Annotated in this window: 22 protein-coding genes; 15 read left to right on the top strand and 7 right to left on the bottom strand. The window is 72.2% G+C overall.

From position 1 onward, the window contains the following. Positions 1-97: 97 nt before the first annotated feature. The 7 genes from MOJ79_RS00565 to MOJ79_RS00595 all read left to right on the top strand — a co-directional run bounded on the left by MOJ79_RS00565 (position 98) and on the right by MOJ79_RS00595 (position 7,080). Positions 98-1,300 carry a 3-hydroxybenzoate 6-monooxygenase gene (locus MOJ79_RS00565; protein WP_241922396.1) on the top strand — a complete coding sequence of 401 codons (1,203 nt, stop codon included), beginning with the start codon at positions 98-100 and terminating at the stop codon, positions 1,298-1,300. Positions 1,301-1,341: 41 nt separating this feature from the next. Further along, complete coding sequence (locus MOJ79_RS00570; protein WP_241922397.1) at positions 1,342-2,049, top strand: fumarylacetoacetate hydrolase family protein; 708 nt, start codon at positions 1,342-1,344, stop codon at positions 2,047-2,049. A gap of 23 nt (positions 2,050-2,072) precedes the next feature. Beyond that, a complete protein-coding gene (locus MOJ79_RS00575) occupies positions 2,073-3,203 on the top strand; it encodes a cupin domain-containing protein (RefSeq protein WP_241922398.1) in 1,131 nt (376 codons plus the stop codon). A 62-nt stretch (positions 3,204-3,265) separates the two neighbouring features. After that, complete coding sequence (locus tag MOJ79_RS00580; RefSeq protein ID WP_241922399.1) at positions 3,266-4,252, top strand: TRAP transporter substrate-binding protein; 987 nt, start codon at positions 3,266-3,268, stop codon at positions 4,250-4,252. A gap of 36 nt (positions 4,253-4,288) precedes the next feature. Next, positions 4,289-4,801: a TRAP transporter small permease gene (locus MOJ79_RS00585; protein ID WP_241922400.1), complete on the top strand. Its 513-nt coding sequence runs from the start codon at positions 4,289-4,291 to the stop codon at positions 4,799-4,801. Continuing rightward, positions 4,798-6,069 (top strand): TRAP transporter large permease, encoded by a 1,272-nt coding sequence (locus MOJ79_RS00590; RefSeq protein WP_241922401.1) that lies wholly within the window; start codon positions 4,798-4,800, stop codon positions 6,067-6,069. The genes MOJ79_RS00585 and MOJ79_RS00590 overlap by 4 nt, the downstream gene beginning before the upstream one ends. A 552-nt stretch (positions 6,070-6,621) precedes the next feature. After that, positions 6,622-7,080 (top strand): hypothetical protein, encoded by a 459-nt coding sequence (locus tag MOJ79_RS00595; RefSeq protein ID WP_241922402.1) that lies wholly within the window; start codon positions 6,622-6,624, stop codon positions 7,078-7,080. 24 nt (positions 7,081-7,104) lie between these two features. On the opposite strand, the gene MOJ79_RS00600 is transcribed toward MOJ79_RS00595, so the two are convergent. The 7 genes from MOJ79_RS00600 to MOJ79_RS00630 form a co-directional block, all read right to left on the bottom strand. Beyond that, on the bottom strand, positions 7,105-7,602 hold the full coding sequence (locus tag MOJ79_RS00600; protein ID WP_119290296.1) for a TIGR00645 family protein: 498 nt from the start codon (positions 7,600-7,602) through the stop codon (positions 7,105-7,107). Positions 7,603-7,672: 70 nt separating this feature from the next. Further along, entirely contained in the window at positions 7,673-8,914 is a 1,242-nt protein-coding gene (locus MOJ79_RS00605) for an MFS transporter (RefSeq protein WP_241922403.1), read from the bottom strand. Further along, positions 8,911-10,191, bottom strand: coding sequence for a M16 family metallopeptidase (locus MOJ79_RS00610; protein WP_241922404.1), 1,281 nt, complete (start codon positions 10,189-10,191; stop codon positions 8,911-8,913). Before MOJ79_RS00610 ends, MOJ79_RS00605 begins: the two co-directional genes overlap by 4 nt. 89 nt (positions 10,192-10,280) lie before the next feature. Continuing rightward, positions 10,281-10,898 carry a class I SAM-dependent methyltransferase gene (locus MOJ79_RS00615; protein WP_241922405.1) on the bottom strand — a complete coding sequence of 206 codons (618 nt, stop codon included), beginning with the start codon at positions 10,896-10,898 and terminating at the stop codon, positions 10,281-10,283. Between the two features lie 16 nt (positions 10,899-10,914). Next, a complete protein-coding gene (locus MOJ79_RS00620; protein WP_241922406.1) occupies positions 10,915-11,184 on the bottom strand; it encodes a hypothetical protein in 270 nt (89 codons plus the stop codon). Positions 11,185-11,226: 42 nt separating this feature from the next. Next, positions 11,227-11,514 carry a hypothetical protein gene (locus tag MOJ79_RS00625; protein WP_241922407.1) on the bottom strand — a complete coding sequence of 96 codons (288 nt, stop codon included), beginning with the start codon at positions 11,512-11,514 and terminating at the stop codon, positions 11,227-11,229. A gap of 53 nt (positions 11,515-11,567) precedes the next feature. Then, positions 11,568-12,797: an MFS transporter gene (locus MOJ79_RS00630; RefSeq protein ID WP_241922408.1), complete on the bottom strand. Its 1,230-nt coding sequence runs from the start codon at positions 12,795-12,797 to the stop codon at positions 11,568-11,570. A 156-nt stretch (positions 12,798-12,953) separates the two neighbouring features. On the opposite strand from MOJ79_RS00630, the gene fusA reads away from it, so the two are divergent. The 8 genes from fusA (at position 12,954) to MOJ79_RS00670 (ending at position 22,547) form a co-directional block, all read left to right on the top strand. Beyond that, on the top strand, positions 12,954-15,011 hold the full coding sequence (fusA, locus tag MOJ79_RS00635; protein ID WP_241922409.1) for an elongation factor G: 2,058 nt from the start codon (positions 12,954-12,956) through the stop codon (positions 15,009-15,011). 190 nt (positions 15,012-15,201) lie between these two features. Next, positions 15,202-15,984, top strand: coding sequence for a YdcF family protein (locus MOJ79_RS00640; RefSeq protein WP_241922410.1), 783 nt, complete (start codon positions 15,202-15,204; stop codon positions 15,982-15,984). Between the two features lie 273 nt (positions 15,985-16,257). After that, positions 16,258-17,238 (top strand): TerC family protein, encoded by a 981-nt coding sequence (locus MOJ79_RS00645; protein WP_241922411.1) that lies wholly within the window; start codon positions 16,258-16,260, stop codon positions 17,236-17,238. A gap of 697 nt (positions 17,239-17,935) precedes the next feature. After that, the gene (locus MOJ79_RS00650; RefSeq protein ID WP_241922412.1) at positions 17,936-18,214 is read left to right on the top strand and encodes an energy transducer TonB; all 279 of its coding nucleotides are present in this window, start codon (positions 17,936-17,938) and stop codon (positions 18,212-18,214) included. 23 nt (positions 18,215-18,237) lie between these two features. Then, a complete protein-coding gene (locus tag MOJ79_RS00655) occupies positions 18,238-18,996 on the top strand; it encodes a MotA/TolQ/ExbB proton channel family protein (RefSeq protein ID WP_241922413.1) in 759 nt (252 codons plus the stop codon). A gap of 13 nt (positions 18,997-19,009) precedes the next feature. Then, positions 19,010-19,429: an ExbD/TolR family protein gene (locus MOJ79_RS00660; RefSeq protein WP_241922414.1), complete on the top strand. Its 420-nt coding sequence runs from the start codon at positions 19,010-19,012 to the stop codon at positions 19,427-19,429. Positions 19,430-19,552: 123 nt separating this feature from the next. Continuing rightward, positions 19,553-21,853 (top strand): TonB-dependent receptor, encoded by a 2,301-nt coding sequence (locus tag MOJ79_RS00665; protein ID WP_241922415.1) that lies wholly within the window; start codon positions 19,553-19,555, stop codon positions 21,851-21,853. Positions 21,854-21,863: 10 nt separating this feature from the next. Then, positions 21,864-22,547: a Fe2+-dependent dioxygenase gene (locus tag MOJ79_RS00670; protein ID WP_241922416.1), complete on the top strand. Its 684-nt coding sequence runs from the start codon at positions 21,864-21,866 to the stop codon at positions 22,545-22,547.

A 22,547-nucleotide genomic window follows, 5' to 3' on the forward strand; every position in this document is an offset into this window, starting at 1 on the left:
CGGATCTAGGGTTAACCCTGATGCAGTGGATTTCATTTTATTCTTACACTAATCGTCAGTACACAAATCATAAGTGTACAAAATACAGGAGACCGCGATGAACCCTTCGTCCTCGCATCGTCCCGTGATCGTCGCCGGCGGTGGCATCGGCGGCCTCGCCGCGGCGCTGGCCCTCGTGCGTCGCGGCTTCGACGTCAAGGTGCTCGAACAGGCGCCCGAGATCGGCGAGATCGGCGCGGGCATCCAGCTCGGGCCGAACGCGTTCTCGGCCTTCGACGCGCTCGGCGTCGGCGAGAAGGCGCGCGGCCGCGCCGTCTACACCGACTGCATGGTGATGCACGATGCGATCGACGAAACCCTGATCGGCCGCATTCCCACCGGCGAGGCTTTCCGCGCGCGCTTCGGCAACCCGTACGCCGTGATCCACCGCGTCGACGTGCACCTGAGCCTGCTCGAAGGCGCGCAGGAGACCGGCCGCGTCGAGTTCCTGACCTCCACGCGCGTCGAGCACGTCGAGCAGGACGACAGCGGCGTCACCGTGTTCGACCAGCAGGGGCGTGCGCACCGCGGCATCGCGCTGATCGGCGCCGACGGCGTCAAGTCGGTCGTGCGCCAGCAGTACGTCGGCGACCCGGCGCGCGTGACCGGCCACGTCGTCTACCGCGCCGTCGTCGACAAGAAGGACTTCCCGGTCGACCTGCAGTGGAATGCCGCCAGCCTGTGGGCCGGCCCCAACTGCCACCTCGTGCACTACCCGTTGCGCGGCGGCGAGCAGTACAACGTCGTCGTCACGTTCCACTCGCGCGAGCGCGAAGAATGGGGCGTGCGCGAGGGCAGCAAGGACGAAGTGCAGAGCTACTTCCAGGGCATCTGCCCGAAGGCGCGGCAACTCATCGACCTGCCCAAGAGCTGGAAGCGCTGGGCCACCGCCGACCGCGAGCCGATCGGGCAGTGGACCTACGGCCGCGTGACGCTGCTGGGCGACGCCGCGCATCCGACGACGCAGTACATGGCGCAAGGCGCCTGCATGGCGCTCGAAGACGCGGTCACGCTCGGCGAGGCGCTGCGCGTGCACGACAACGACTGGACTCGAGCGCTCGACCTGTACCAGCGCTCGCGTGTCGCACGCACCGCGCGCATCGTGCTCAGCTCGCGCGAGATGGGTCGTCTCTACCACGCCAAGGGCGTCGAGCGCCTGGTGCGCAACTCGCTGTGGCAGGGCCGCACGCCCGAGCGCTTCTACGACGCGCTCGAGTGGCTGTACGGCTGGAAAGTCGACAACTGCCTCGCCGCGTCCTGAGCGCGCCGCTGCCCACCCCACCCCCGCCCCCGAGGATCCCCGTGACCACCACCGCCCACCTCTGGACCCCGCCCGCCGTGCCCTCGGTGCCCGTGCGCGGCCGCGCCGAGCGCGCCCCCGTCAACCGCCTGTTCTTCGTCGGGCGCAACTACCACGCGCACGCGGTCGAGATGGGCCGCCCGGTCGACAAGTCGAAGGAAGTGCCCTTCTACTTCACGAAGTCGCCGAGCACGCTCGTCGAGTCGGGCGCCACCGTGCCGTACCCGCCGCGCACGAGCGACTACCAGTACGAAATGGAACTGGTGGTCGTGATCGGCAAGCCCGGGTTCCGCGTGGCCGACGCCGATGCACACGCGCTGATCTACGGCTACGCCTGCGGCCTCGACATGACGCGGCGCGACCTGCAGCTCGCCGCGCGCGAGAAGGGCCGGCCGTGGGACCTCGGCAAGGACATCGAGCAGGGCTCGGTGATCTCCGAGATCGTGCCGATGCCCGGCGTCGTCGTCGATCGCGGCGAGATCGTGCTCACCGTCAATGGCCAGCCGCGCCAGCGCTCGAACGTCGACAAGCTGATCTGGAACATCCGCGAGCTGATCGCCGACCTGTCGACGTACTACCACCTGCAGCCGGGTGACCTGATCTACACCGGCACACCCGAAGGCGTCGGCCCAGTCGTGCCCGGCGACCGCATCGACGGCAGCGTCGAAGGCGTCGGCCGCATCGTGCTGCACGTCGGCGCGGCCGAGTGACACCGCTGCGAGGAGACTCGCCGATGAACACCCACCCGCCCCTGTCGCCCGTGCGCCTGACGATGCAGGCCGGCCCGGGCCAGCCCGAGCCGTCGCCCGCGCTCGAGCAGCTGTACCGCGGCTTCGAGCAGGAGCTGCTCGTGCCGCTGTGGACCGAGATCGGCGACCTGATGCCGCCGCACCCGCGCAGCAAGGCCAGCGCGCACCTGTGGCGGTGGGACCGTCTGGTGGCGCTCGCCGACCAGGCCGGGCACCTGGTGCCGGTGGGCCGCGGCGGCGAACGGCGCGCGATCGCGCTGGCCAACCCGTCGCTGGGCGGCAAGCCCTACGCGACGCCGACGCTGTGGGCCGCGATCCAGTATCTGATGCCCGGCGAAGACGCACCCGAGCACCGGCACACGCAGCACGCGTTCCGCTTCGTCGTCGAGGGCGAGGGGGTGTGGACCGTCGTCGGCGGCGACCCGATCCACATGTCGCGCGGCGACTTCCTGCCGCAGGCCGGCTGGAACTGGCACGCGCACCACAACGCGGCGACGAAGCCGATGGCATGGATCGACGGGCTCGACATTCCGTTCTCGTACTACACCGAGTCGCAGTTCTTCGAGTTCGGCCGCGACAAGCTCACGCCCGCCGAGATGACGACCCCCGAGCGCTCGCGCTCGGAGCGCGTGTGGGGCTACCCGGGCCTGCGCCCGGTCTCGCAGCCCGACGCACTGCCGGCCACGCCGCTGCTCGCCTACCGCTGGGTCGACACCGACCGCGCGCTCGCCGAACAGCTCGCGCTCGAGCAGGAGGGCCACGCCGTCACGCTGAGCCCCGGCCACGCCGCGGTGCGCTTCACGAACCCGACGAGCGGTCGCGACGTGCTGCCGACGATCCGCACCGAGATGCACCGCCTGCGCGCCGGCGCGACGACGCGCACCTGGCGCGAGGTCGGCTCGTCGGTCTACCAGGTGTTCGACGGCCGCGGCACGGTGCGCGTCGGCGAGCACACGTGGACGGTGGGCCGCGGCGACATGTTCGTCGTGCCGTCGTGGGTGCCGTTCAGTGCGCAGGCCGACGGCGACACCGCGCTGGACCTGTTCCGCTTCGGCGACGCGCCGATCTTCGAAGCGCTGCACGCGCACCGCGTGCAAGTCGACGACGCGGCCTGACCGCCCCACCGCCCACCCCGAAACCGGCCGCCCGCCGGTCGAACCTCACCCAGGAGACTGCGATGAACCCCGTCCTCAAAACGCTGCCCGGCCTCGCCGCGGCCACCATCGCCGCGATCGCCCTCACCGCCGCGCTGGCCGCGCAGGCGCAGGCGCTCAAGCTCGCGCACATCACGCCGCCGACGCACGTCTGGCACCAGGTGTCGGAGAAGATCGCCACCGACCTCGAGCAGGCCAGCGGCGGCAAGATGAAGATCGCCATCAGCCCGCTGCAGAAGCTCGGCAACGAAGCGCAGGTCGTCAACCTGATGCAGGCCGGCGCGGTGCAGTTCGCGGTCTTCACGGTCGGCGGGCTGGCCAACCGCGAGGAATCGCTGCTCGGCTGGTCGCTGCCCTACGTGTTCAAGGACGTCGCGCACGCCGCGCGCGCCGCCGACACGCCGGCCGCGCGCGAAATGCTCAAGCGCCTCGACGCGAGCGGCCTCGTCGGCCTGGGCTACACGTTCGCCGGCATGCGGCACGTGCTGTCGCTCAACCCCGTGACGACGCCGAAAGACCTCGCCGGCAAGAAGATCCGCGCGTTCCCGAGCCCGGTCTACAACGACTGGTGGCTGGCCAACGGGGCTGCGCCGACGGCGATGCCGCTGTCGGAAGTCGCGCCGTCGCTGACGACCAAGCTGCTCGACGCCGTCGACATCGACCTCGACGCCCTCGTCGGCCTGAAGTTCTACCAGCAAGCGCCCAACCTGACGCTGACCAACCACATGGCGTTCCCGGGTGTCATCGCGGTGTCGAAGAAGTGGTGGGACGCGCGCACCGACGCCGAGCGCGGGCAGATCCGCAAAGTCGTCGCCGACGCCGAGAAGTGGGGCGTGCAGGCGGCCATCGACGCCGAGGCGAGCAACCTGAAGAAGGCGCAGGCCGACGGCACGAAGGTCGTCACGTTCGACCTCAAGGCCTTCCAGGCGGCGGCGGCGCCGGTGCGCGACAAGTACGTCGCGAAGAACCCGCTGATCGCCGACTTCTACAAGCAGGCGCAGGGGCTCTGAGCCCGCGTCGCGGCGCTGCCATCGCAGGAGACGCCGATGTCCGCCCCGACGCTCGTCGAGCGCCTCGACGCCGCACTGGCCCTGCTCGAGCAGGTCCTCGTGGTGCTGCTGACCGGCGGCATCACGGCGATCATGATGGCGCAGGTCGTGCTGCGCTACTTCTTCGGCGCGCCGCTGTTCTGGGCCGAGGAGATCTCGGTGCAGCTGCTCGTGTTCGCCAGCGTGTTCGGGCTGTCGCTGCTGACACGCCGCGGTGACCTCGTGAGCATCGACTTCGTGCCGCGTGCGCTGTCGCCGCGCGCGCGCCACGCGCTGATGGCCGCGCTCGGCGCCGTGATGCTGGCCGTCGTCGTCTTCGTCGCCGGGCTCGCGTGGGGCTGGATCTCGCGGCCCGACGTGCGGCTCGAACTCTCGGCCACGACGCAGCTGCCGCGCTGGACCACGTATGCGGTGCTGCCCGTCGGGCTCGCCTGCATGGCGTGGCACCAGGTCGCGGCGATCGTGCGTCACCTCGGTGGGCTGCGACGGCCCGGTGGAGCGACGGGATGATCACGCTGGCGGTGTTCTTCGGCCTGCTGTTCGCGGGCCTGCCGATCTTCGGCGTCATCCTCGCCGGCGCGATCGTCTTCCTCGCGACGAACGACCTGGCGGCGCTTTACGACTCGATCCCGATCCAGCTCTACGGCGCGCTCGAGATCAACAGCCTGCTCGCGATTCCGCTGTTCATGCTGGTCGGCGAGATCATGAATCGCGCCGGGCTGACGCAGCGGCTCGTCGCCGTCGCCGAGGTGCTGGTCGGCGGCCTCAAGGGAGGTCTGGCCTACGCCAACCTCGTGACCAACGCGATGGCCGCGTCGATCCTCGGCTCGGCGGTCGCGCAGATCGGCGTGATGAGCAAGGTCATGATCCCCGAGATGGAGCGCAAGGGCTACGACCGCGCGTTCTCGGGCGCCGTCACCGTGTCGGCCGGGCTGCTCGGGCCCATCATCCCGCCGTCGATGCTGATGATCATCTACGGCGTCGTCGCGGTGCAGCCGATCGCGCCGCTGTTCATCGCCGGCATCGTGCCGGGGCTGCTGATCGTGGTCGCGCTCGCGCTGGTGATCTTCGTCATCGGCGTCGTCAGGGGGCTGCCGTCGGGCGTCGGCCGCGAGCTGGGCAGCAAGGGCCGCATCCTCGTCGGGGGCCTCGCGCCGGCGCTGATTCCGCTGGTGGTCATCGTCGGCATCATGGCCGGCGTGATGACGCCGACCGAGTCGGGCGCGGTCGCGTCGATCATCGCGCTCGTGCTCGGCTTCCTGTACCGCGAGCTGCGGCTGCGCGACCTCGGGCCGATCTTCCTCGCGGTGGCGCTGAGCACGGCGACGATCACCGGGCTGATCGCGGCGGCCTCGGTGCTGAGCTGGGCGCTCGCGTTCCAGGGCGTGCCCGACCGGCTGGTCGAGTTCATGTCGGGGCTGACGACGTCGCCGACCGCGTTCCTGCTGCTCGTCATCGCGGTGCTGCTGGTGCTGGGCATGTTCCTCGAGAGCATCAGCGTGCTGATCGTCGTCGTGCCGCTGCTGATGCCGGTGGTCACGGGGCTGGGCATCGACCCGATCCACTTCGGCGTCGTCTGCACGGTGGCCACCGTGATCGGCCTCGTGACGCCACCGGTGGGCCCGGGCCTGTACATCGCGATGGTCGCGGCCGACATCCGCATGGGCCCGCTGTTCAGGGCGACCGCCCCCTTCCTGGCTGCCGTGCTGGCCTGCCTGGTGCTGATCGCCGCGGTGCCGGCGCTGTCGACCTGGCTGCCGAAGCTCACGATCGGTTGATCGCACGCACAGCGGGCTCGAGGTGCGGGCCGGGTTGGCGCCCCTGGCGGGGGCCGCGATGCAGGCGCGCCGGATCGCGGCGTCGCCCGGTCCGTGCCCCCAGTCTCGGCCCGGGTGACCGCTTCCGATCGGGCCTGCGACGGCTCGAATGCGGCAGGTCCATCGCCTCAAACGCCAAGGGCCACTCGCGTGGCCCTTGCTGCGACCGGACACGACCCGCAGGTCGCGACGGGATCTCAGGCGCCGGGTACGGGTTCCGGGGTCCGCCCAGTGTTGCGGCCGGTTGTCGCCATCGATGCCCGCATTGTGCGCAGCGCGTGTGACGGTGAGATGTCGAATTGCCGGCACAAAGGGCCGGTTTATGGCCCCGCCACCGGCGCCTCGGCGGCGGGCGGAACCCGGGTGCGGTTCGGGCCTCCAACCCGGCGCTGACCCCCGGGGCGGATAATCGGCGCGCGCCCGACGGCGTGCTGCCATCGAGGCCCCGGCATCACCGGCCGATCCGACGTCGCCGGTATGGCTTCCTCCCACCCCACCGCGAGCACGTCCATCATGAAGTCGTCGTCCCTCCTCCTCGTTGCGGGCCTCGCGCTGGCCACGGCCGGCGTGGCCGTGGCGCAGGAGCGTCCGCGCTCCCTCAACGACGCGCGCTCCGACGTGATCCACGGCACCGGCGGCATCACGCTGTTCGACTTCGGTCGCAAGTCCGAGCCGGCCGCGGCGGCAGCCCCCGCGCCGGCCGCGCCGGCGGCTGGCGCATCCGGCGCAGCGGGCAATGCCGCTGTGCCCACGTCGGGCTGGGGCACGCCGGTGGCGGTGCCCGCCGGCTCGACGACGCGGGCCGCGACGGCGCCGTCGGCGGCGCCCGCGGCGGCACCTGCGCCGGCCGCACGCAAGCCGCTGTTCGGTAACCTCGGCGAGATCTTCGGGCCGCCGTCGGGCGAGCCGCTGAGCTCGGCCAAGAAGCACGAGTCGCCGTCGTCGGGCATCGCGCTGCCGACCGGGCGCTGAGGGGCCGCGGTACGGTGCGCGGCCTCACTTGAGCTTGGCCATCACCTGCTCGAGGTAGCCCAGCAGCAGCGCCGAGACGACGAAGGTCACGTGGATGATCGTCATCCACATCATCTTCGTGTCGTCGTACTGCGCGGCGTTGAGGAAGACCTGCAGCAGCTGGATCGACGAGATCGCGACGATCGACGACGCGACCTTGATCTTCAGGCTGCCGGCGTTGAGCTTGCCGAGCCACGCGATGTCGCTCTCGCCTTCGTCGAAGCGGCTGACGAAGTTCTCGTAGCTGGCGATCATCACCATCACGATCAGGCTGGCCACCAGCGCCGAGTCGATCAGCGCCAGCATCGCGAGGATCATGTCGGCGTCGCTGTAGACGAGCGCGTTGGCCGCCACCTTGCCGAGCTTGGCGATGAACGACACCGCGTAGATCGCCAGTGCCACGCCCAGTCCGATGTAGAAGATGACGAGCAGCCAGCGCCCGGCCAGGATCGTGCGCTCCAGGAACAGTTCGATCGTCTTCACCCCACCCTCACGTCGTTGTCGCGTCGTCGTCGTGCGGCGCGGATGGTAGCCAAGCGCGCCGTCGCCGCGCTCAGCGCGTCGGCGCGGTGGCGATCTCGCGCCGCAATGCCGCCACCAGCGCCAGCCCGGCGAGCGAGCACGCGCCGGTGACGGCCCAGGTCCAGTGCCAGCCGTCGGCGCGGCTGGCCACCCACGCCACCAGCGGCGGGCCGGCGAACTGGCCGAACGACGACCACTGCTGCACCCAGCCCACCGTCGTCGACAGCGTGTGCTCGCCCGGCGCCAGCCGCACCGCGAGCGAGAACAGCGTCGCCGGGATCATGCCGCCGAGCATCGAGAACGCGAGCACCGCCACGTAGCGCAGCCACGGCGGCGCGCCGCCGTCGGCCGGCCCGGCGAAGGCCAGCGCCGCCGCGAGCGCCATCGCGACATAGCCGGCCGCCAGCAGCAGCGGCTGCGGCGCGCCGCGGTGCAGCAGCCGGCCGGCGGCGACGTTGCCCAGCGTGTTGACGCCGGCCGCCAGCGCGGTCAGCAGGCCGGTCGCGCCGGCTGCGACGCCGGCGGCGGTGTAGATCGTCGGCAGGAAGCCGATCACGGCCAGCCACTGGCCCGAATACATCGCGAACGCGAGCGCCACCAGCCACGGCCCGCGCGCGCCCAGCGTGTGCGCGAGGCGCGCGGTCCACGCGGTCGTGCCGGCGCGCGCGGTGCCGCCGGCCCCGGCCGGCGGCACCGGCACCGCCCGGGCGACGACGACGGCGGCCAGCGCCGACACCGCGGCCAGCAGCCCCCACCACGGCCGCCAGCCGAACGCGGCGATCGCCAGCGGGCCGGCGAGCAGCGCCAGCGCGGTGGCCAGCGGCATGTACGCGCCCCACAGCCCGAGCATCAGGCTCACGCGCTGCGGCGGCACCAGCTGGCGGATCAGCCCCGGTGCCGGCAGCGCGACGAGCAGGAAGCCGAAGCCCTCGATCGCGCGCAGCGTCATCAGTGCGGCGACGCCGTCGGCCGCGCCGCCCGCGGCGCTCGCCAGCGCGAGCACCGCGAGCCCCAGCACCATGCTGCGCTTCAGGCCCAGCCCGTCGGCGAGCACGCCGAACGCGACGCCGAGCGCCATGCCGGCGAACTGCACGAGCGACAGCAGGAAGCCCGCCTGCACCAGCGTCAGCCCGAGCGCCTGCTGCAGCGCGGCGATCGCCGGCGGCAGCTTGCCCACGTGCAACGCGCCGGCCACGCCGGCGGCGATCACGATCAGCGCCGCGCGCAGCGCGGCGTCCTCGTCGCGCGGGTCGCGGGGGGCGGCCGCCGTCATCGGGCGAGCGCACGCCGCAGCCGCTCGCCGGCGGCGCGGCCGACGCTGCCCACCGCCACCGCCGACAGCCCGTCGGCGAGCAGCCGCTCGAACGTCGCGCGCACCTGCGCGGCGTCGACGGCATCGATGCGCGCGAGCACCTCGTCGAGCTCGCGCACGCGGCCGAACGCGAACAGGTCCAGCGCCGCCTCCTCGAGCCGCTGCAGCGGCGCCTCGAGCGCGCGCAGCCGCTTGACGCGCAGCTGGTGGCGCGCGCGGTCGAGGTCGATGGCGTCGACGCGCTCGGCGTGGCGGCGCAGCAGCGCGGCGACCTCGTGCACGAAGTCGTCGAGCAGCGCCGCCGAGGTCGAGGCCTCGACGACGAACTGGCCGCTGACGTCGAGCACGTCGGCGGCGCAGGTCGCGTGGTAGGCCAGCGGACGCTGCTCGCGCACGCGCTGCAGCAGCGGCGAGCTCATGCCCTCGCCGAGCACCGCGGCGGCCACCGTGCCGGCGTCGTCGCCGGCGGCCAGTGGCGGCAGCGCGCCGCCGATCAGCACGTGCGCCTGCCCGCTCCCCGCGAGCGCCTTCGCGCGCACGTCGCCGCGGTACGCGGGCGGCGCGACGGTGTGCGGCGTGCCGGCGGGCATGTCGCTGAACGCAGCGTCGACGGCGCGCACGACGGCGTCGGCGTCGACCGCGCCGGCCACGCCGACGACGACGTTGGCACCGGTGTACTGGCGCCGCACGAAGCCGAGCAGGTCGGCGCGCGTGAGCCGCTCGACGTGCGCGCGCGTTCCGATCACCGGCTGCGCGGCCGGGTGCAGCCCGAAGCAGGCGTGGTCGAACAGCCGGTAGGCGGCGTCCATCGGGTCGTCCTCGACCTCGGCGAACTCGTGCAGCAGCACCTGGCGCTCGCGCTCGAGCTCGTCGGCCGGGAAAGTCGGGTGGCGCACGATGTCGCCGAGCATGCGCACGAAGTCGAGCGCGTGCTCGGCCAGCCCGCGCATCTGGAACGCCGTGTGGTCCTTGTCGGTGTGCGCGAGCACCTCGGCGCCGAGCCGCTCGGCGTCGAGGTTGATGCGCTGCGCGTCGCGCGTCGTCGTGCCCTTGAACGCCATGTGCTCGATCACGTGGCCGATGCCGGCCAGCGCGCGCGGCTCGTGCGCGCTGCCGCTACGCACGAACACGCTCGCGCACGCGGTGGCCAGGTGCGGCAGCGGCAGCACGGCCACGCGCACGCCGTTGGCCAGCGCGGTGACGAGGCAGGCGGGCGGTGCGGCGGTGGGCGTCGACATGGGGCGCGGATTCTCGCGCGCCGCCGCGCGCGCTGCAGGCGCTCCCGGCGCCGGGCGCTGCGGCGCGCCGGTGCGTTCACGCCGCCGGTTCACGCGTCGGCCACCGCCTCGCCCCAGTAGTGATACGAGACGAACTTCGGCCCCGGCAGGTAGCGCGACTGCACGTCGGTACGAAAGCCCGCATCGCGCAGCAGCGCCGGGATGTCGCGGTCGAGGTGGCAGCCGCCGGCCACGCAGCGCCACAGCGGCGTGAGCCGCTGCTGGAAGCGCCACACGCGCGCGTCGGGCGCGCGTCCGTGCTCGGCGAACAGCAGCCGCCCGCCGGGGGCGAGCACGCGGCGCATCTCGCGCAGTGCCGCGAGCGGGTCGGGGATCGTGCACAGCGTGTAGGTGCTGACGACGGTGTCGAAGCTCGCGTCGGGCGCCGGCAGCCGCTCCGCCGACAGTCCCATCAGCTGCACGTCGAGCCCGGCGGCGGCGATGCGCCGCCGCGCAAGCCGGTGCATGCGCAGCGCCGGCTCGACGCCGACCACCGAGGTGACGCGCGTGCGGTCGTACAGCGGCACGTTCAGTCCGGTGCCGATGCCGACCTCGAGCACGCGGCCGCGCGCGCGCGGGATCACGAGCAGGCGCTGCCGGCGAATCGGCGCCAGCCCGCAGGCCAAGTCGATCAGGTACGGCAGGACGTGGTCGTCGTACCAGCGCATCGCGCGCCGCGCACCGTCACTTGACGCACTGCATCTGGTGCGCGCCGCCGGCGTGCTGGCTGATCACGCACGAGGTGCCGCCGCACAGGCAGTGGACGACCTGGATCGACAGGTTCGCGACCGGCACCGGCGCCGAGCACTGGCACGCCGGCGGCGCGCCGAGGCCGAGCGCCTGCGCACCGGCCGGCGCCGCGCTGCCGGGCAGCCAACCGAGGACGGCGGCGGCAGCGACGGCGCTCACGGCGACGGCGGCGATCGCGAGGGGAAGGCGTGCAAGCGCAGACATGGTGACCTCCTCGTCCGAATGCAGACCCGCGCCGCCGGCCGGTCAGCGCGCGTGGTCGCCGCGCGGCGGTTCGAGCACGTAGACGATGCCGAACGCACCGACCGAGACGGTGCGGTCGTCGACCGTCGTGTACGACGCGACGCCGAGCGAATGGTAGGTCGACGTGAACGCGGTCAGCGCACCGAGACCGAGCGCGCCGGCCAGCGGGCTGCGCTCGGCGACGACGGCGCGGATCTCGGCGCGGTGGCGCTCGGCCGACGGGTTGAGGGCGAAGGCGGCCGCCGTGACGGCGGCAGCGACGATGGCGGAGACGGTGGCGGCTTTGGGCATGGGCCATTGTGCGCGGGCTGCCGTCGCACTGCGTCACCAAAGGTGTCGCTCGCTCAGCGCGCGGCCGCGCCGGCACCGCGCAGCCCGCGCAGCATCCACAGCCCGACCAGCGGCCCGACCGCGAGCCACGGCAGCACCGTGGCCAGCGGCGCGTGCGACGCGAGCCGCACGTGCAGCTCGATGCTGACGATCGAGATCGCGAAGCCGATGCAGTTGGTCAGCATCAGCACGCTGCCCATCGCGTGGCGCGGCGCGTTGCTGGCCGTCAGCGCGCTGAACTGCGGCGAGTCGCCGGTGACGGCGAAGCCCCAGACCGCGAGCCACAGCGCGAACAGCGCGGCCGGCGCGTCGATCAGCCACGGCGTGAGCAGGCAGCACAGGCCGCTGGTGGCCAGCCACGCCGCGGCGACCGGCGCGCTGCCGATGCGCCTGGCGAGCCGCCCGCCGACGACACAGCCGAGGGCGCCGGCCACGCCGAGCACGCCGAACGCCGCGAACGACAGCGCGGCGCCGTCGAGCCGCGTCGCGAGCACCAGCGGCAGCAGCACCCACATCGTGTACAGCTCCCACATGTGGCCGAAGTAGCCGAACACCGACGCCCGCACCTTGCGGTCGGTCCACAGCGTCGCGAGCGCGCCCCAGTCGAAGTGCGCGGGCCGCGCCGGCGCCGCGTGCGTGGCCGGCGGCTCGGGCAGCAGCCGCCACAGCAGCACGCCGCCCGTGGCGGCCAGTGCCGCGACGCCGAGCATCACGCTCGGCCACGGCAGCGCGGCGCCGAGCCCGCGCAGCGCGTGCGCGCTCGCCGAGCCGACGATCAGTGCGCTGATCAGCAGCCCGAGCGCATTGCCCAGTCCGAGCGGAAACCACTGCGCCGCGAGCTTCATGCCCACCGGGTAGATGCCGGCGAGGAAGAAGCCGCTGGCCAGCCGCAGCACGAGCAGCGCGTCGAAGTCGCGCACGACGGCCCACGCGCCGACGGTGCACGCGGCGCTGGCCAGCGAACACAGCAGGAACACGCGCCGCGCCGAGTGGCGGTCGGCCACCGCGAGCAGCGCGAAGACGAGCGTGCCGACGATGAAGCCGAGCTGGTACGCCGAGGTCAGCGTGCCGACCGCCGCGGTCGACCAGCCGAGCTCGCGCTGCAGCTCGGGCATCACGGCGTTGACCGCGAACCACGGCGCGGTGCCGAGCAACTGCGCGACGACGAGCGCGGGCAGTACGCGGCGCGGCGCGACGACGGTCTCGGGGCGTGCGGGCTCGGCGGTGGATGCGGCGGCGAACATCGCGCCAGTGTCGCCGTGCCGGGGCTGGCTTGCGCCCCGTCAAAGCCCGAGCTTGTGCCTGCCGGGGCGATCCCGTACGCTGGTTCGGCACAGCCGTCGCAGCCGCCTCCGGCAAGTCGCCCGCGACCGCGGCGCACCGGCGCAAGGAGACCCCCGATGCCCACCGCACAGACCCCGGCCGCCAGCATCGCCGCCATCCGCACGTTCGCGCTCGTCGGCCCCGCGTCTGCCGGCAAGACGAGCCTCGCCGAGGCGCTGCTGCACCGAGCCGGCATGATCGGCACACCCGGCAGCGTCGAGCGCGGCAGCACCGTCAGCGATTTCGACCCGCTCGAGCGCAAGATGCAGCACTCGCTGAACAGCGCCGTGATGCACCTGCGCCACGGCGGCTGCCGCATCCACCTGATCGACACGCCCGGCGCGAGCGACTTCGCCGGCCAGGCGCTGCCGGCGCTCGAGGCGGTCGAGACGGCGGCCGTCGTGATCAATGCCGCCGCCGGCATCGAGCCGGCAGCGGTGCGGATGATGGAACACGCCGCCGAGCGCCAGCTCGACCGGCTCGTCGTCGTCAACAAGATCGACGCGCAGGGCGTCGACCTGCCAGGCCTGCTCGCGCAGATCCAGGCCACGTTCGGCAAGGAGTGCCTGCCGCTGAACCTGCCCGACGAAGGCGGCGCGAAAGTCGTCGACTGCTTCTACAACCGCGACGGCCACAGCGACTTCGGCCGCGTTGCCGACGCGCACCGCGCGCTCGTCGAGCAGGTCGTCGAGGTCGACGCGGCGTTCGTCGAGCGCTACCTCAACGACGGCGACGTCGACGCGAGCGAGCTGCACGCGCCGCTCGAGCAGGCGCTGCGCGAGGGGCACCTGATTCCCGTCTGTTTCGTCAGCGCGCGCACCGGCGCGGGGGTGGCCGAGCTGCTCGACGTGATCGTCAAGCTGCTGCCGAATCCCGCCGAGAGCAACCCGCCCGACTTCCTCAACGGCGAGGGCCCCGACGCGCAGCCGATGCACGCCGAGCCCGACGCGACCAAGCACGTGCTCGCGCATGTGTTCAAGGTCACGCAGGACCCGTATGTCGGCAAGATGGGGATCTTCCGCGTCTGGCAGGGCACCGTGACGCCGAACTCGCAGCTGTACGTCGGCGACGGGCGCAAGCCGTTCAAGGTCGGGCACCTGTTCATGCTGCAGGGCAAGGACCACGTCGAGGTGAAGGAAGCGCTGCCGGGCGACATCGCGGCGGTGGCCAAGGTCGACGAGATCGCGTTCGACGCCGTGCTGCACGATGCCGCCGAGGACGACCACATCCACCTGAAGCCGCTCGCGTTCCCGACGCCGGTGCACGGGCTGGCGATCACGCCGAAGCGCCACGGCGACGAGCAGCGCCTGTGGGAGATCCTGACCAAGCTCGTCGACGAAGACCCGTGCCTGAAGGTCGAGCACGTGGCGACCACCAACGAGACCGTCGTCTACGGCCTCGGCGAGCTGCACCTGCGCGTGCTGCTCGAGCGGCTGCGCGACGTCTACAGGTTCGACGTCGACACGAAGCCGCCGCGCATCGCGTACCGCGAGACGGTCACCGCGAAGGCCGAAGGCCACCACCGCCACAAGAAGCAGACTGGCGGCGCCGGCCAGTTCGGCGAGGTGTACCTGCGCGTCGAGCCGCTGCCACGCGGCGCGGGCTTCGAGTTCGTCGACGAGGTCAAGGGCGGCGTCATTCCGGGGCAGTTCATCCCCGCGGTCGAGAAGGGCGTGCGCGAAGTGCTCGCCAGCGGCGCGATCGCGGGCTACCCGGTCGTCGACGTCAGGGTCACGGTCTACGACGGCAAGCACCACAGCGTCGACAGCAAGGAGATCGCATTCGTCACCGCCGCGCGCAAGGCGATGCTCGCGGCGGTGCGCGAGGCGCGGCCGATCGTGCTCGAGCCAGTCGTGCACGTCGAGATCACGGCGCCCGAGTCGGCGATGGGCGACATCACCGGCGACCTGTCGTCGCGGCGCGGGCAGATCAGCGGCACGCTCGGCGGCGCGAACGGCACGATGGTCGTGCGCGGGCAGGCGCCGCTGTCGGAGCTGGCGGGCTACCAGTCGCGGCTGAACGCGATGACCTCGGGCCAGGGGCGCTACACGATCGCGTTCAGCCACTACGAGCCGGTGCCGCCCGCCGTACAGCAGCAGCTGACGGCCGCCTGGCACGCCAAGGACGAGGACTGAATGCCGCGGCTCCAAGCCTGCCTGCGCAGGCTTGGACGGCATTCAGGCCACGAGCTCTGCGAGTGGCAACAGCCGCGGCTCCAAGCCTGCCCGCGCGGGCATGGACGGGGCGAAGGCCGCGAGCTCTGCGAGCGGCAGGTCCCGCGGCTCCAAGCCTGCGCATACAGGCTTGCGTTACCGTGCGGCCCCGATGAACGAGTCGCTCAGCCTTACTTACCTCGTCGGCGGCGTCGTCGTGCCGCCGGTGTCGCTCGTGCTGCTCGCGCTGCTCGGTCTGTGGATCGCGCGCCGTCGTCGCGCGGTCGTGGGCGCGATCGGCGGCGCGATCGCGGCCGCCGCGCTGGCCGGCCTGCTCGCGCTGAGCCTGCCGATGGTCGCGTTCGCGCTGATGACGCGCCTCGAAGGCCCCGCCGCGCCCGACCCGCGCACCGCGGCGCGCGATGCCGGCGCGATCGTGATCCTCGGTGGCGGCGTCGCGCGCGGCGCCGTCGAGTGGGGCGGCGACACGGTGGGCGTGTTCACGCTGCAGCGCCTGCGCTACGGCGCGCACCTGGCCAAGGCGCTCGGGCTGCCGGTGCTGATCACCGGCGCGGCGCCGGCCGACGACAGGCCCGGCGAGGCGGCGATGATGCGCGACGTGCTCGAGCGCGAGTTCGGCGTCGACGTGCGCTGGTTCGACGAGCGCGCGCGCACGACGGCCGGCAACGCGCGCGAGGCGGCGGCGCTGCTGCGTGCGGCCGGCGTGGAGCGCGTCGTGCTCGTCACGCACGCGTTTCACATGGGGCGCGCGCGCGGCGCGTTCGAGCGCGCCGGCCTGCAGGTCGTGCCGGCGCCGACCGGGTACATGGGCTACGCAGGCGGTGCGTTCGAGGCGGCGCACCTCGTGCCCAACGGCGACGCGCTGCGCGTGTCGTACGTCGCGCTGCGCGAGATGGCGGCGCGGCTCCTGTACCGCGTCGTCGATCGGCAGTAGCCCTGGCGACGGGGTGCCGGGCGGTGACATCGGTCATGCGCGCGACGGCGCCGTAATTCCCCCGATCGCGCGGGGTCAATGCGCGCCGGCACAATCCCTACCGTCGAAGGGGGAGTAGCCGGCAGCCGCGTCGAAACGGCGCCCTGCCGCGGAAGCCCGTCAATACGAAGCCGCAGCCGGCAGGCTGTTTCGGCTTCCGGGCCCGCACGAGACGCACGTCTCGAGCAAGACCTTTCGGCGCGATCCCCAACCCTTCACTTCTCGGGAGTGTCGATGGCTTCCATCGCGCCGGCCTGGCTCTGGGCCTTCTTCGTCGTTTCCGTCATCGTCGCGCTGTTCATCGACTTCGTCGTGCTGAAGAAGCAGGGTGCCCACGCGGTGGGCGTCAAGGAGGCGCTGAACTGGTCGCTGGTGTGGGTGGCGCTGAGCTTCGCGTTCAACGGCCTGTTCTGGTGGGCGGTCTACCAGGACCACGGCATGGAGGTCGCGAACACGAAGAGCATGGAGTTCCTGACCGGCTATCTGATCGAGAAGAGCCTGGCGGTCGACAACATCTTCGTGTTCCTGATGATCTTCACCTACTTCGCGGTGCCGCCGGCGTTCCAGAAGCGGGTGCTGATGATCGGCATCATCGGTGCGATCGTGCTGCGCACCGTGATGATCCTCGTGGGCTCGTGGCTGATCGCGCACTTCCACTGGATCCTCTACGTGTTCGGCGCGTTCCTGGTCATCACCGGCATCAAGATGTGGTGGGCCTCGGGGCAGGAGCCCGACCTCGAGAGCAACCCGGCGCTCAAGCTGCTCAAGCGCTTCATGCCGGTGAGCAAGGGCTTCGACGGCGAGAAGTTCTTCACCGTCGAGAACGGCAAGAAGATCGCCACGCCGCTGCTGATGGTCGTCGCGCTCGTCGGCGTGACCGACGTGATCTTCGCCGTCGACTCGATCCCGGCGATCTTCGCGATCACGACCGACCCGTTCATCGTGCTGACGTCGAACATCTTCGCGATCCTCGGCCTGCGCGCGATGTACTTCCTGCTCGCCGCGGTGGCGACCAAGTTCCACCTGCTGAGCTACGGACTGGCGGTGATCCTCGTTTTCATCGGCACGAAGATGCTGCTGATCGACGTCGTCAAGATCCCGGTGCTGGTCTCGCTCGGCGTCGTCGTCGCGGTGCTGGCGATCACGATGGTGTGGAGCGTCAAGACCGCGCCGCGCCTGCCGCAGCGCACGGCCGACGAGGTTGCCGGGGGCTGAGGGCGCCACAACCCGGCCTCGGGGCCGCGCACGGGGGACCGTGCGCGGCCTTTGCCTTTGTCGGAGCGGGTCCGGTTCGCGCCGCCTTCGGCGTGGCGCTTCGGCGCACGCGGGCGCAGCCAGGGAACGGCCTTTAATGCACTTGCGAATCGTTCGCATTGCGATTACATTGCGCGATGTCAAGAGCCTGTGCCAAGTGCGGCGTCGAGTCATGTCCACCGTTGCGTTGCGATCCCACGCCGTCGAGCCCCCGCACCACGGGGTGCCGGCGCGCCCCGCACCCGCGGGCGCGCGCGCCGACATGCGGCCGCACGAGCGCTGGGCCACGCTGCTGACGATCGCCGGCCTGCATCTGGCTGCCCTTTGGGCGCTCACGTCGCTACCTCGCCCGCCGGCGCCGGCCCCCGTCGTGGCGCCGCTGCAGATCGACTTCGTCGCGCTGACCCCGCCGGCGGCCGTCCCCGCGCCACCGGCCGCCGTGCCAACGCCGCCACGGCGCAGCGCGCCACCGCGGCCGCGACCGGCTCCCATGGTGGCGGCGCCGGCGGCGCCCGACGACGTGGCCCCGTTCACCGTTCTGCCCACCCCCGAGACGCTCCCGCCAATGCCGCAGCCGGCAGCGCCGGAACCGGTCATCGCGGCCGCTCCGGCACCGACCGCTCCGCCCGGCCCGCCGACGCCGGCGCCGGCGCCGCGCGTGCTGCCGGCCAGCGCGGTGGCTTACCTCGTGCCGCCGCCGATCGAGGTGCCGCTGGCGTCGCGCCGGCTCGGCGAGGCGGGCACCGTGTGGCTGCGCGTGCGCGTCGGCCGCGACGGCCTGCCGCAGCAGATCGCGCTGCACCGCTCGTCGGGCTTCGAGCGGCTCGACCGCCAGGCGCTCGACGCGATGCAGCGCGCGCGCTTCAAGCCGCAGGTCGAGGACGGCGTGCCGATCGAGTGGGTCGTCGTCGCGCCGCTGCAGTACGACCTGAACTGAACACCAACCCCGGAGGAAATGCCATGAACACCGTCGATGCGAACTTCGGCTTCGCGCACCTCGTCGCGCAGAGTGACGCGGTGGGCAAGTCGCTGCTCGTGCTGCTGCTGCTGATGTCGATCGCGTCGTGGGCGCTGATCGCGCTGAAGGGCCTCGCGCAGTGGCGGCGTCGCCGTGCCGGCGACGCGTTCCTCGCGCGCTTCTGGAACGCGCGTTCGCTCGACGACGTGCGCCGCGACCTCGACGCGCACGGCGCGCACGACCCGTTCGCGCACCTGAGCGCGCAGGCACTGCACGCGCAGGCCCACCACGCCCGCCACGGCGCGACACGGCTGGCCGACGCCGGCACCGCGGGCGAGTACGTCACGCGCACGATGCGCAAGGTGCTCGACGAAGAGACGACGGCGCTCGAGAGCGGATTGACGACGCTGGCCACGATCGGCGCCACCGCGCCCTTCGTCGGCCTGTTCGGCACCGTGTGGGGCGTGTACCACGCGCTGGCCGCGATCGGCGCGAGCGGCGCCGGCACGCTCGACAAGGTCGCCGGTCCGGTCGGCGAGGCGTTGATCATGACCGGCCTCGGGCTCGCGGTCGCGATTCCCGCCGTCGTCGCCTACAACGCGTTCACGCGCGCCAACCGGCTGCTCACCGCTCGCCTCGACGCGTTCGCGTTCGAGCTGCACAGCTTCCTGACGCTGGGTCAGGCGCCTGGCGCCGCCGCGCGGGTGGGCAGCGGCGACGCCGCCGGCGCGGTGCGTGCGCTGAAGCCGCATGCGGCCTGACGGAGGCGCGACGATGGCCTTCGCCTCTTTTGACGGCCGCCGCGGCGCGCAGCCGACGGCCGAGATCAACATGGTGCCGCTGATCGACGTGATGCTGGTGCTGCTGGTGATCTTCATCGTCACCGCGCCGCTGCTGACGCATGCCGTCAAGCTCGACCTGCCGCGCGCGTCGTCGGCCGCCAACGAGCCGCCGCCGCAGCGCATCGAGTTCGCGATCGACGCCACCGGCCAGCGCTTCTGGAACGGCGAGCCGGTCTCGCGCGACGCCGCCGCCGCGCGCCTGGCCGCCGAGGGCCGGCGCGAGCCGAAGCCCGAGCTGCAGCTGCGCGCCGACCACCGCGTGCCGTACGGCGACGTCGCGCAGACGCTGGCCGACGCGGCAGCCGCCGGGCTGACGCGCATCGGCTTCGTCAGCGAACCCGAAGGCCGCTGAGTCGCCCGGCATCCCGTACCCGCCTCCTCTTTGCCGACCCTTTGTGCCGAGGCCACCGCCGCGCGGTGGTCAGGCCTCGCTCGTCCCTGAACCACGCGACACACCGATCCAAGGAGCCCCGTCATGTCCCGCAAGAGAGCCCACTGCCCCCGTCAGCGCCGCGCCCGCGCCGCCGCCGCATCGGCGCGACCCCGCGCGCTGCTGCCGCTGGGAGCGCTGGCTGCCGGTTTCGGCCTGGCCGGCCACGCGCTCGCGCAGACCGCCCCGGCCGCGCCAGCCGAGCCGCCCGCCGAGACCGTGATGCCCGTCGTGCGCGCGTCGGCCAGTGCCGAGCCCACCGGCAAGCAGACGCTGCAGGCCACGACCACGTCGATCGGCAAGGGCCGGCAGGACCTGCGCGACATCCCGCAGTCGGTCACCGTCGTCACCGAGCGGCTGATCGACGACCGCAACCTCGACTCGCTGAAGGAAGCGCTGCGCAACACCGCCGGCATCAGCTTCCAGGCCGCCGAAGGCGCCGAGGAGGACATCCGGCTGCGCGGGTTCTCGCTGCAGTCCACCGGCGATCTGTTCGTCGACGGCATCCGCGACCCGGCGTTCTACGAGCGCGACACCTTCAACTTCGACCGCATCGAGGTGCTGCGCGGCTCGGCGTCGATGCTGTTCGGCCGCGGCTCGACCGGCGGCGCGGTCAACCAGGTCAGCAAGCTGCCGCGGCTGATCGACGAGCACGAAGTCGCTGTCACCGTCGACAGTGCCGGCACCGTGCGCAGCACCGGCGACTTCAACGTCAAGACCGGCCCCGATGCCGCGCTGCGCATCAACGCGATGCTGCACGGCGGCGGCGACGGCGCCGACCGCACCGACAAGAAAGGCATCGCGCCGACCTACCGCTGGGGCATCGGGCTGGCCGACGAGTTCACGCTCGGCTACTACCGCCTCGAGAACGACAACGGCGTCCACTACGGCCTGCCCTACCTCGTGCCCTTCACCGGCGCGACAACGCGCAAGCTGTGGCCGAACCATGGCGACGACTATTACGGCATGGCCAGCGACTACAGCGCGAGCACGGTCGACATGGGCACGTTCAGCCACACGCACCGCTTTGCCGACCGCAGCGAGCTGAAGACGACGCTGCGCGTGGCGCACTACGAGCGCGACCTGCGCGCCAGCGCGATCCGCTTTGCCGCGGCATCGCTGCAGCCCGGCGGACAGGCCGTCACGGCCGCCACCTTCGGCCCCGGCACCGTGCTGACGCGCGGCACCAACAACAAGGTGCAGGACCTGAAGACGGCGTACCTGCAAAGCGACTACAGCGGCAAGTTCCAGGCGCTGGGCCTGCGGCACGAGCTGCTCGCCGGCGTCGACCTGGCCAAGGAAGACTTCCGCAACTACGCGACGACCTTGCCCACCGGCGTGACGCTGACCAAGCCGCGCACGACGGTCGGCACGCCCGACGACGGCGCATGGATCGACGAATCGCTGCGCGTCACGAGCGTCAACCGCACGTTCGAGGCGCGCGGGCTCGGTGTCTACGCGCAGGACCTGGTGCAGGTCGCGCCCGACTGGAAAGTGCTCGCCGGCCTGCGCTGGGACCGCTTCGAGGGCGACTACCTCGCCGTCACCGGCACCGGCAACCCGGCGACCAACCCGTGTGCCGTGGCCGCGGGCACGCGGCTCGAGCGCCGCGACTCGCTGTGGAGCAAGCGCTTCGGCGTGCTGTACCAGCCGAGCCCGTACCAGTCGTACCACGCGTCGTACGGCACCTCGTTCAACACCTCGGGCGACACCTACCAGTTCGACGCCGGCACCGCGAAGACGCCCCCCGAGAGCAGTCGCAACATCGAACTCGGCGGCAAGCTCGACTTCGCCGAGGGCCGCTACACGGCGCGCTTCGCGCTGTTCCACTCGACCAAGTACAACGAGCGCAACCGCGACGCCGACAGCGTCGACGCGTGCAACTACGTGCTGTCGGGCAAGCGCCACGCGGCCGGCGTCGAGTTCGACGTCGCCGGGCGGCTGACGCCGGCGTGGGAGGTGTTCGCGTCGTATGCGTGGATTCCGGTGGCCCGCGTCGACGCGTCGAGCGGCGCGGCCGGCACCGAACCCGAGGGCAGCCGCCCCGGGCTGACGCCCAAGCACACCGGCACCGTGTGGACGACCTACCGGCTCGCGCAGAAGTGGCGCGTCGGCGCCGGCCTCAACGGTGCCAGCGCCGACACGCCGGTCGGCTTGGCGACGCCGTTCAAGGTGCCGGCGTGGGTCACGGCCGACCTGATGGCCGAGTACGCGTGGGCCGGGCTGACGGCGCGGCTGTACGTGGCCAACGTGACCGACCGGCACTATGCCGACCAGCTCTACCGTGGCCACTACATCCCCGGCAAGCCGCGCACCGTCAGCGTGACGCTGGCGGCGCAGTTCTGAACACGGCGCGATGCTGATCCAGATCCCCGCGCTGCTCACCCCGGCCGACGTCGCGCGCGCGCGGGAGGTGCTCGCCGCGGCGTCGTGGACCGACGGGCGCGTCACCGCCGGCCCGCAGGCCGCGGCCGTCAAGCGCAACCAGCAGCTGCCGGTGGGCAGCGACGAGGCGCGCGCGCTGCAGCGCATGATCCTCGCCGCGGTCGAGCGGCATGCACTGTTCTTCTCGGCCGCGCTGCCCAAGCGCGTGCTGCCGCCGATGTTCAACCGCTACGGCGGCGATCTGAACACCTACGGCGCGCACGTCGACCAGGCGATCCGCTACCACCCCGACACCGGGCAGGCGATCCGCACCGACCTGTCGTGCACCGTGTTTCTGGCCGACCCGGCCGACTACGATGGCGGCGAGCTCGTGATCGACGACACCTTTGGCGAGCGCCGCGTCAAGCTCGCCGCCGGCGACGCAGTGCTGTACCCCGGCACCAGCGTGCACCGCGTCGAGCCCGTCACTCGTGGCGTGCGCTACGCGAGCTTCTTCTGGATCGAGAGCCTGGTGCGCAGCGACGAACAGCGCCGCCTGCTGTTCGAGATGGACCTCGCGCTGACGCGGCTGCGCACCCGCGACGGCGAGTCGGCCGAAGCCGTCGCGCTGGTCGGCACGTACCACAACCTGCTGCGCCTGTGGGCGCAGACCTGA

Source organism: Calidifontimicrobium sp. SYSU G02091, assembly GCF_022631395.1.
In the GTDB taxonomy this organism is placed as follows: Bacteria; Pseudomonadota; Gammaproteobacteria; order Burkholderiales; family Burkholderiaceae_C; genus Calidifontimicrobium; species Calidifontimicrobium sediminis.

Excerpts from the sequence above, each read along its gene's own strand:
- MOJ79_RS00620 (WP_241922406.1), bottom strand. The coding sequence starts at position 11,184 with ATGTCTGCGCTTGCACGCCTTCCCCTCGCGATCGCCGCCGTCGCCGTG.
- MOJ79_RS00640 (WP_241922410.1), top strand. The coding sequence starts at position 15,202 with ATGAACGAGTCGCTCAGCCTTACTTACCTCGTCGGCGGCGTCGTCGTG.
- MOJ79_RS00605 (WP_241922403.1), bottom strand. The coding sequence starts at position 8,914 with ATGACGGCGGCCGCCCCCCGCGACCCGCGCGACGAGGACGCCGCGCTG.
- MOJ79_RS00630 (WP_241922408.1), bottom strand. The coding sequence starts at position 12,797 with ATGTTCGCCGCCGCATCCACCGCCGAGCCCGCACGCCCCGAGACCGTC.
- fusA (WP_241922409.1), top strand. The coding sequence starts at position 12,954 with ATGCCCACCGCACAGACCCCGGCCGCCAGCATCGCCGCCATCCGCACG.
- MOJ79_RS00645 (WP_241922411.1), top strand. The coding sequence starts at position 16,258 with ATGGCTTCCATCGCGCCGGCCTGGCTCTGGGCCTTCTTCGTCGTTTCC.
- MOJ79_RS00575 (WP_241922398.1), top strand. The coding sequence starts at position 2,073 with ATGAACACCCACCCGCCCCTGTCGCCCGTGCGCCTGACGATGCAGGCC.
- MOJ79_RS00660 (WP_241922414.1), top strand. The coding sequence starts at position 19,010 with ATGGCCTTCGCCTCTTTTGACGGCCGCCGCGGCGCGCAGCCGACGGCC.
- MOJ79_RS00595 (WP_241922402.1), top strand. The coding sequence starts at position 6,622 with ATGAAGTCGTCGTCCCTCCTCCTCGTTGCGGGCCTCGCGCTGGCCACG.
- MOJ79_RS00670 (WP_241922416.1), top strand. The coding sequence starts at position 21,864 with ATGCTGATCCAGATCCCCGCGCTGCTCACCCCGGCCGACGTCGCGCGC.
- MOJ79_RS00610 (WP_241922404.1), bottom strand. The coding sequence starts at position 10,191 with ATGTCGACGCCCACCGCCGCACCGCCCGCCTGCCTCGTCACCGCGCTG.
- MOJ79_RS00565 (WP_241922396.1), top strand. The coding sequence starts at position 98 with ATGAACCCTTCGTCCTCGCATCGTCCCGTGATCGTCGCCGGCGGTGGC.
- MOJ79_RS00585 (WP_241922400.1), top strand. The coding sequence starts at position 4,289 with ATGTCCGCCCCGACGCTCGTCGAGCGCCTCGACGCCGCACTGGCCCTG.
- MOJ79_RS00665 (WP_241922415.1), top strand. The coding sequence starts at position 19,553 with ATGTCCCGCAAGAGAGCCCACTGCCCCCGTCAGCGCCGCGCCCGCGCC.
- MOJ79_RS00580 (WP_241922399.1), top strand. The coding sequence starts at position 3,266 with ATGAACCCCGTCCTCAAAACGCTGCCCGGCCTCGCCGCGGCCACCATC.
- MOJ79_RS00625 (WP_241922407.1), bottom strand. The coding sequence starts at position 11,514 with ATGCCCAAAGCCGCCACCGTCTCCGCCATCGTCGCTGCCGCCGTCACG.
- MOJ79_RS00615 (WP_241922405.1), bottom strand. The coding sequence starts at position 10,898 with ATGCGCTGGTACGACGACCACGTCCTGCCGTACCTGATCGACTTGGCC.
- MOJ79_RS00590 (WP_241922401.1), top strand. The coding sequence starts at position 4,798 with ATGATCACGCTGGCGGTGTTCTTCGGCCTGCTGTTCGCGGGCCTGCCG.
- MOJ79_RS00655 (WP_241922413.1), top strand. The coding sequence starts at position 18,238 with ATGAACACCGTCGATGCGAACTTCGGCTTCGCGCACCTCGTCGCGCAG.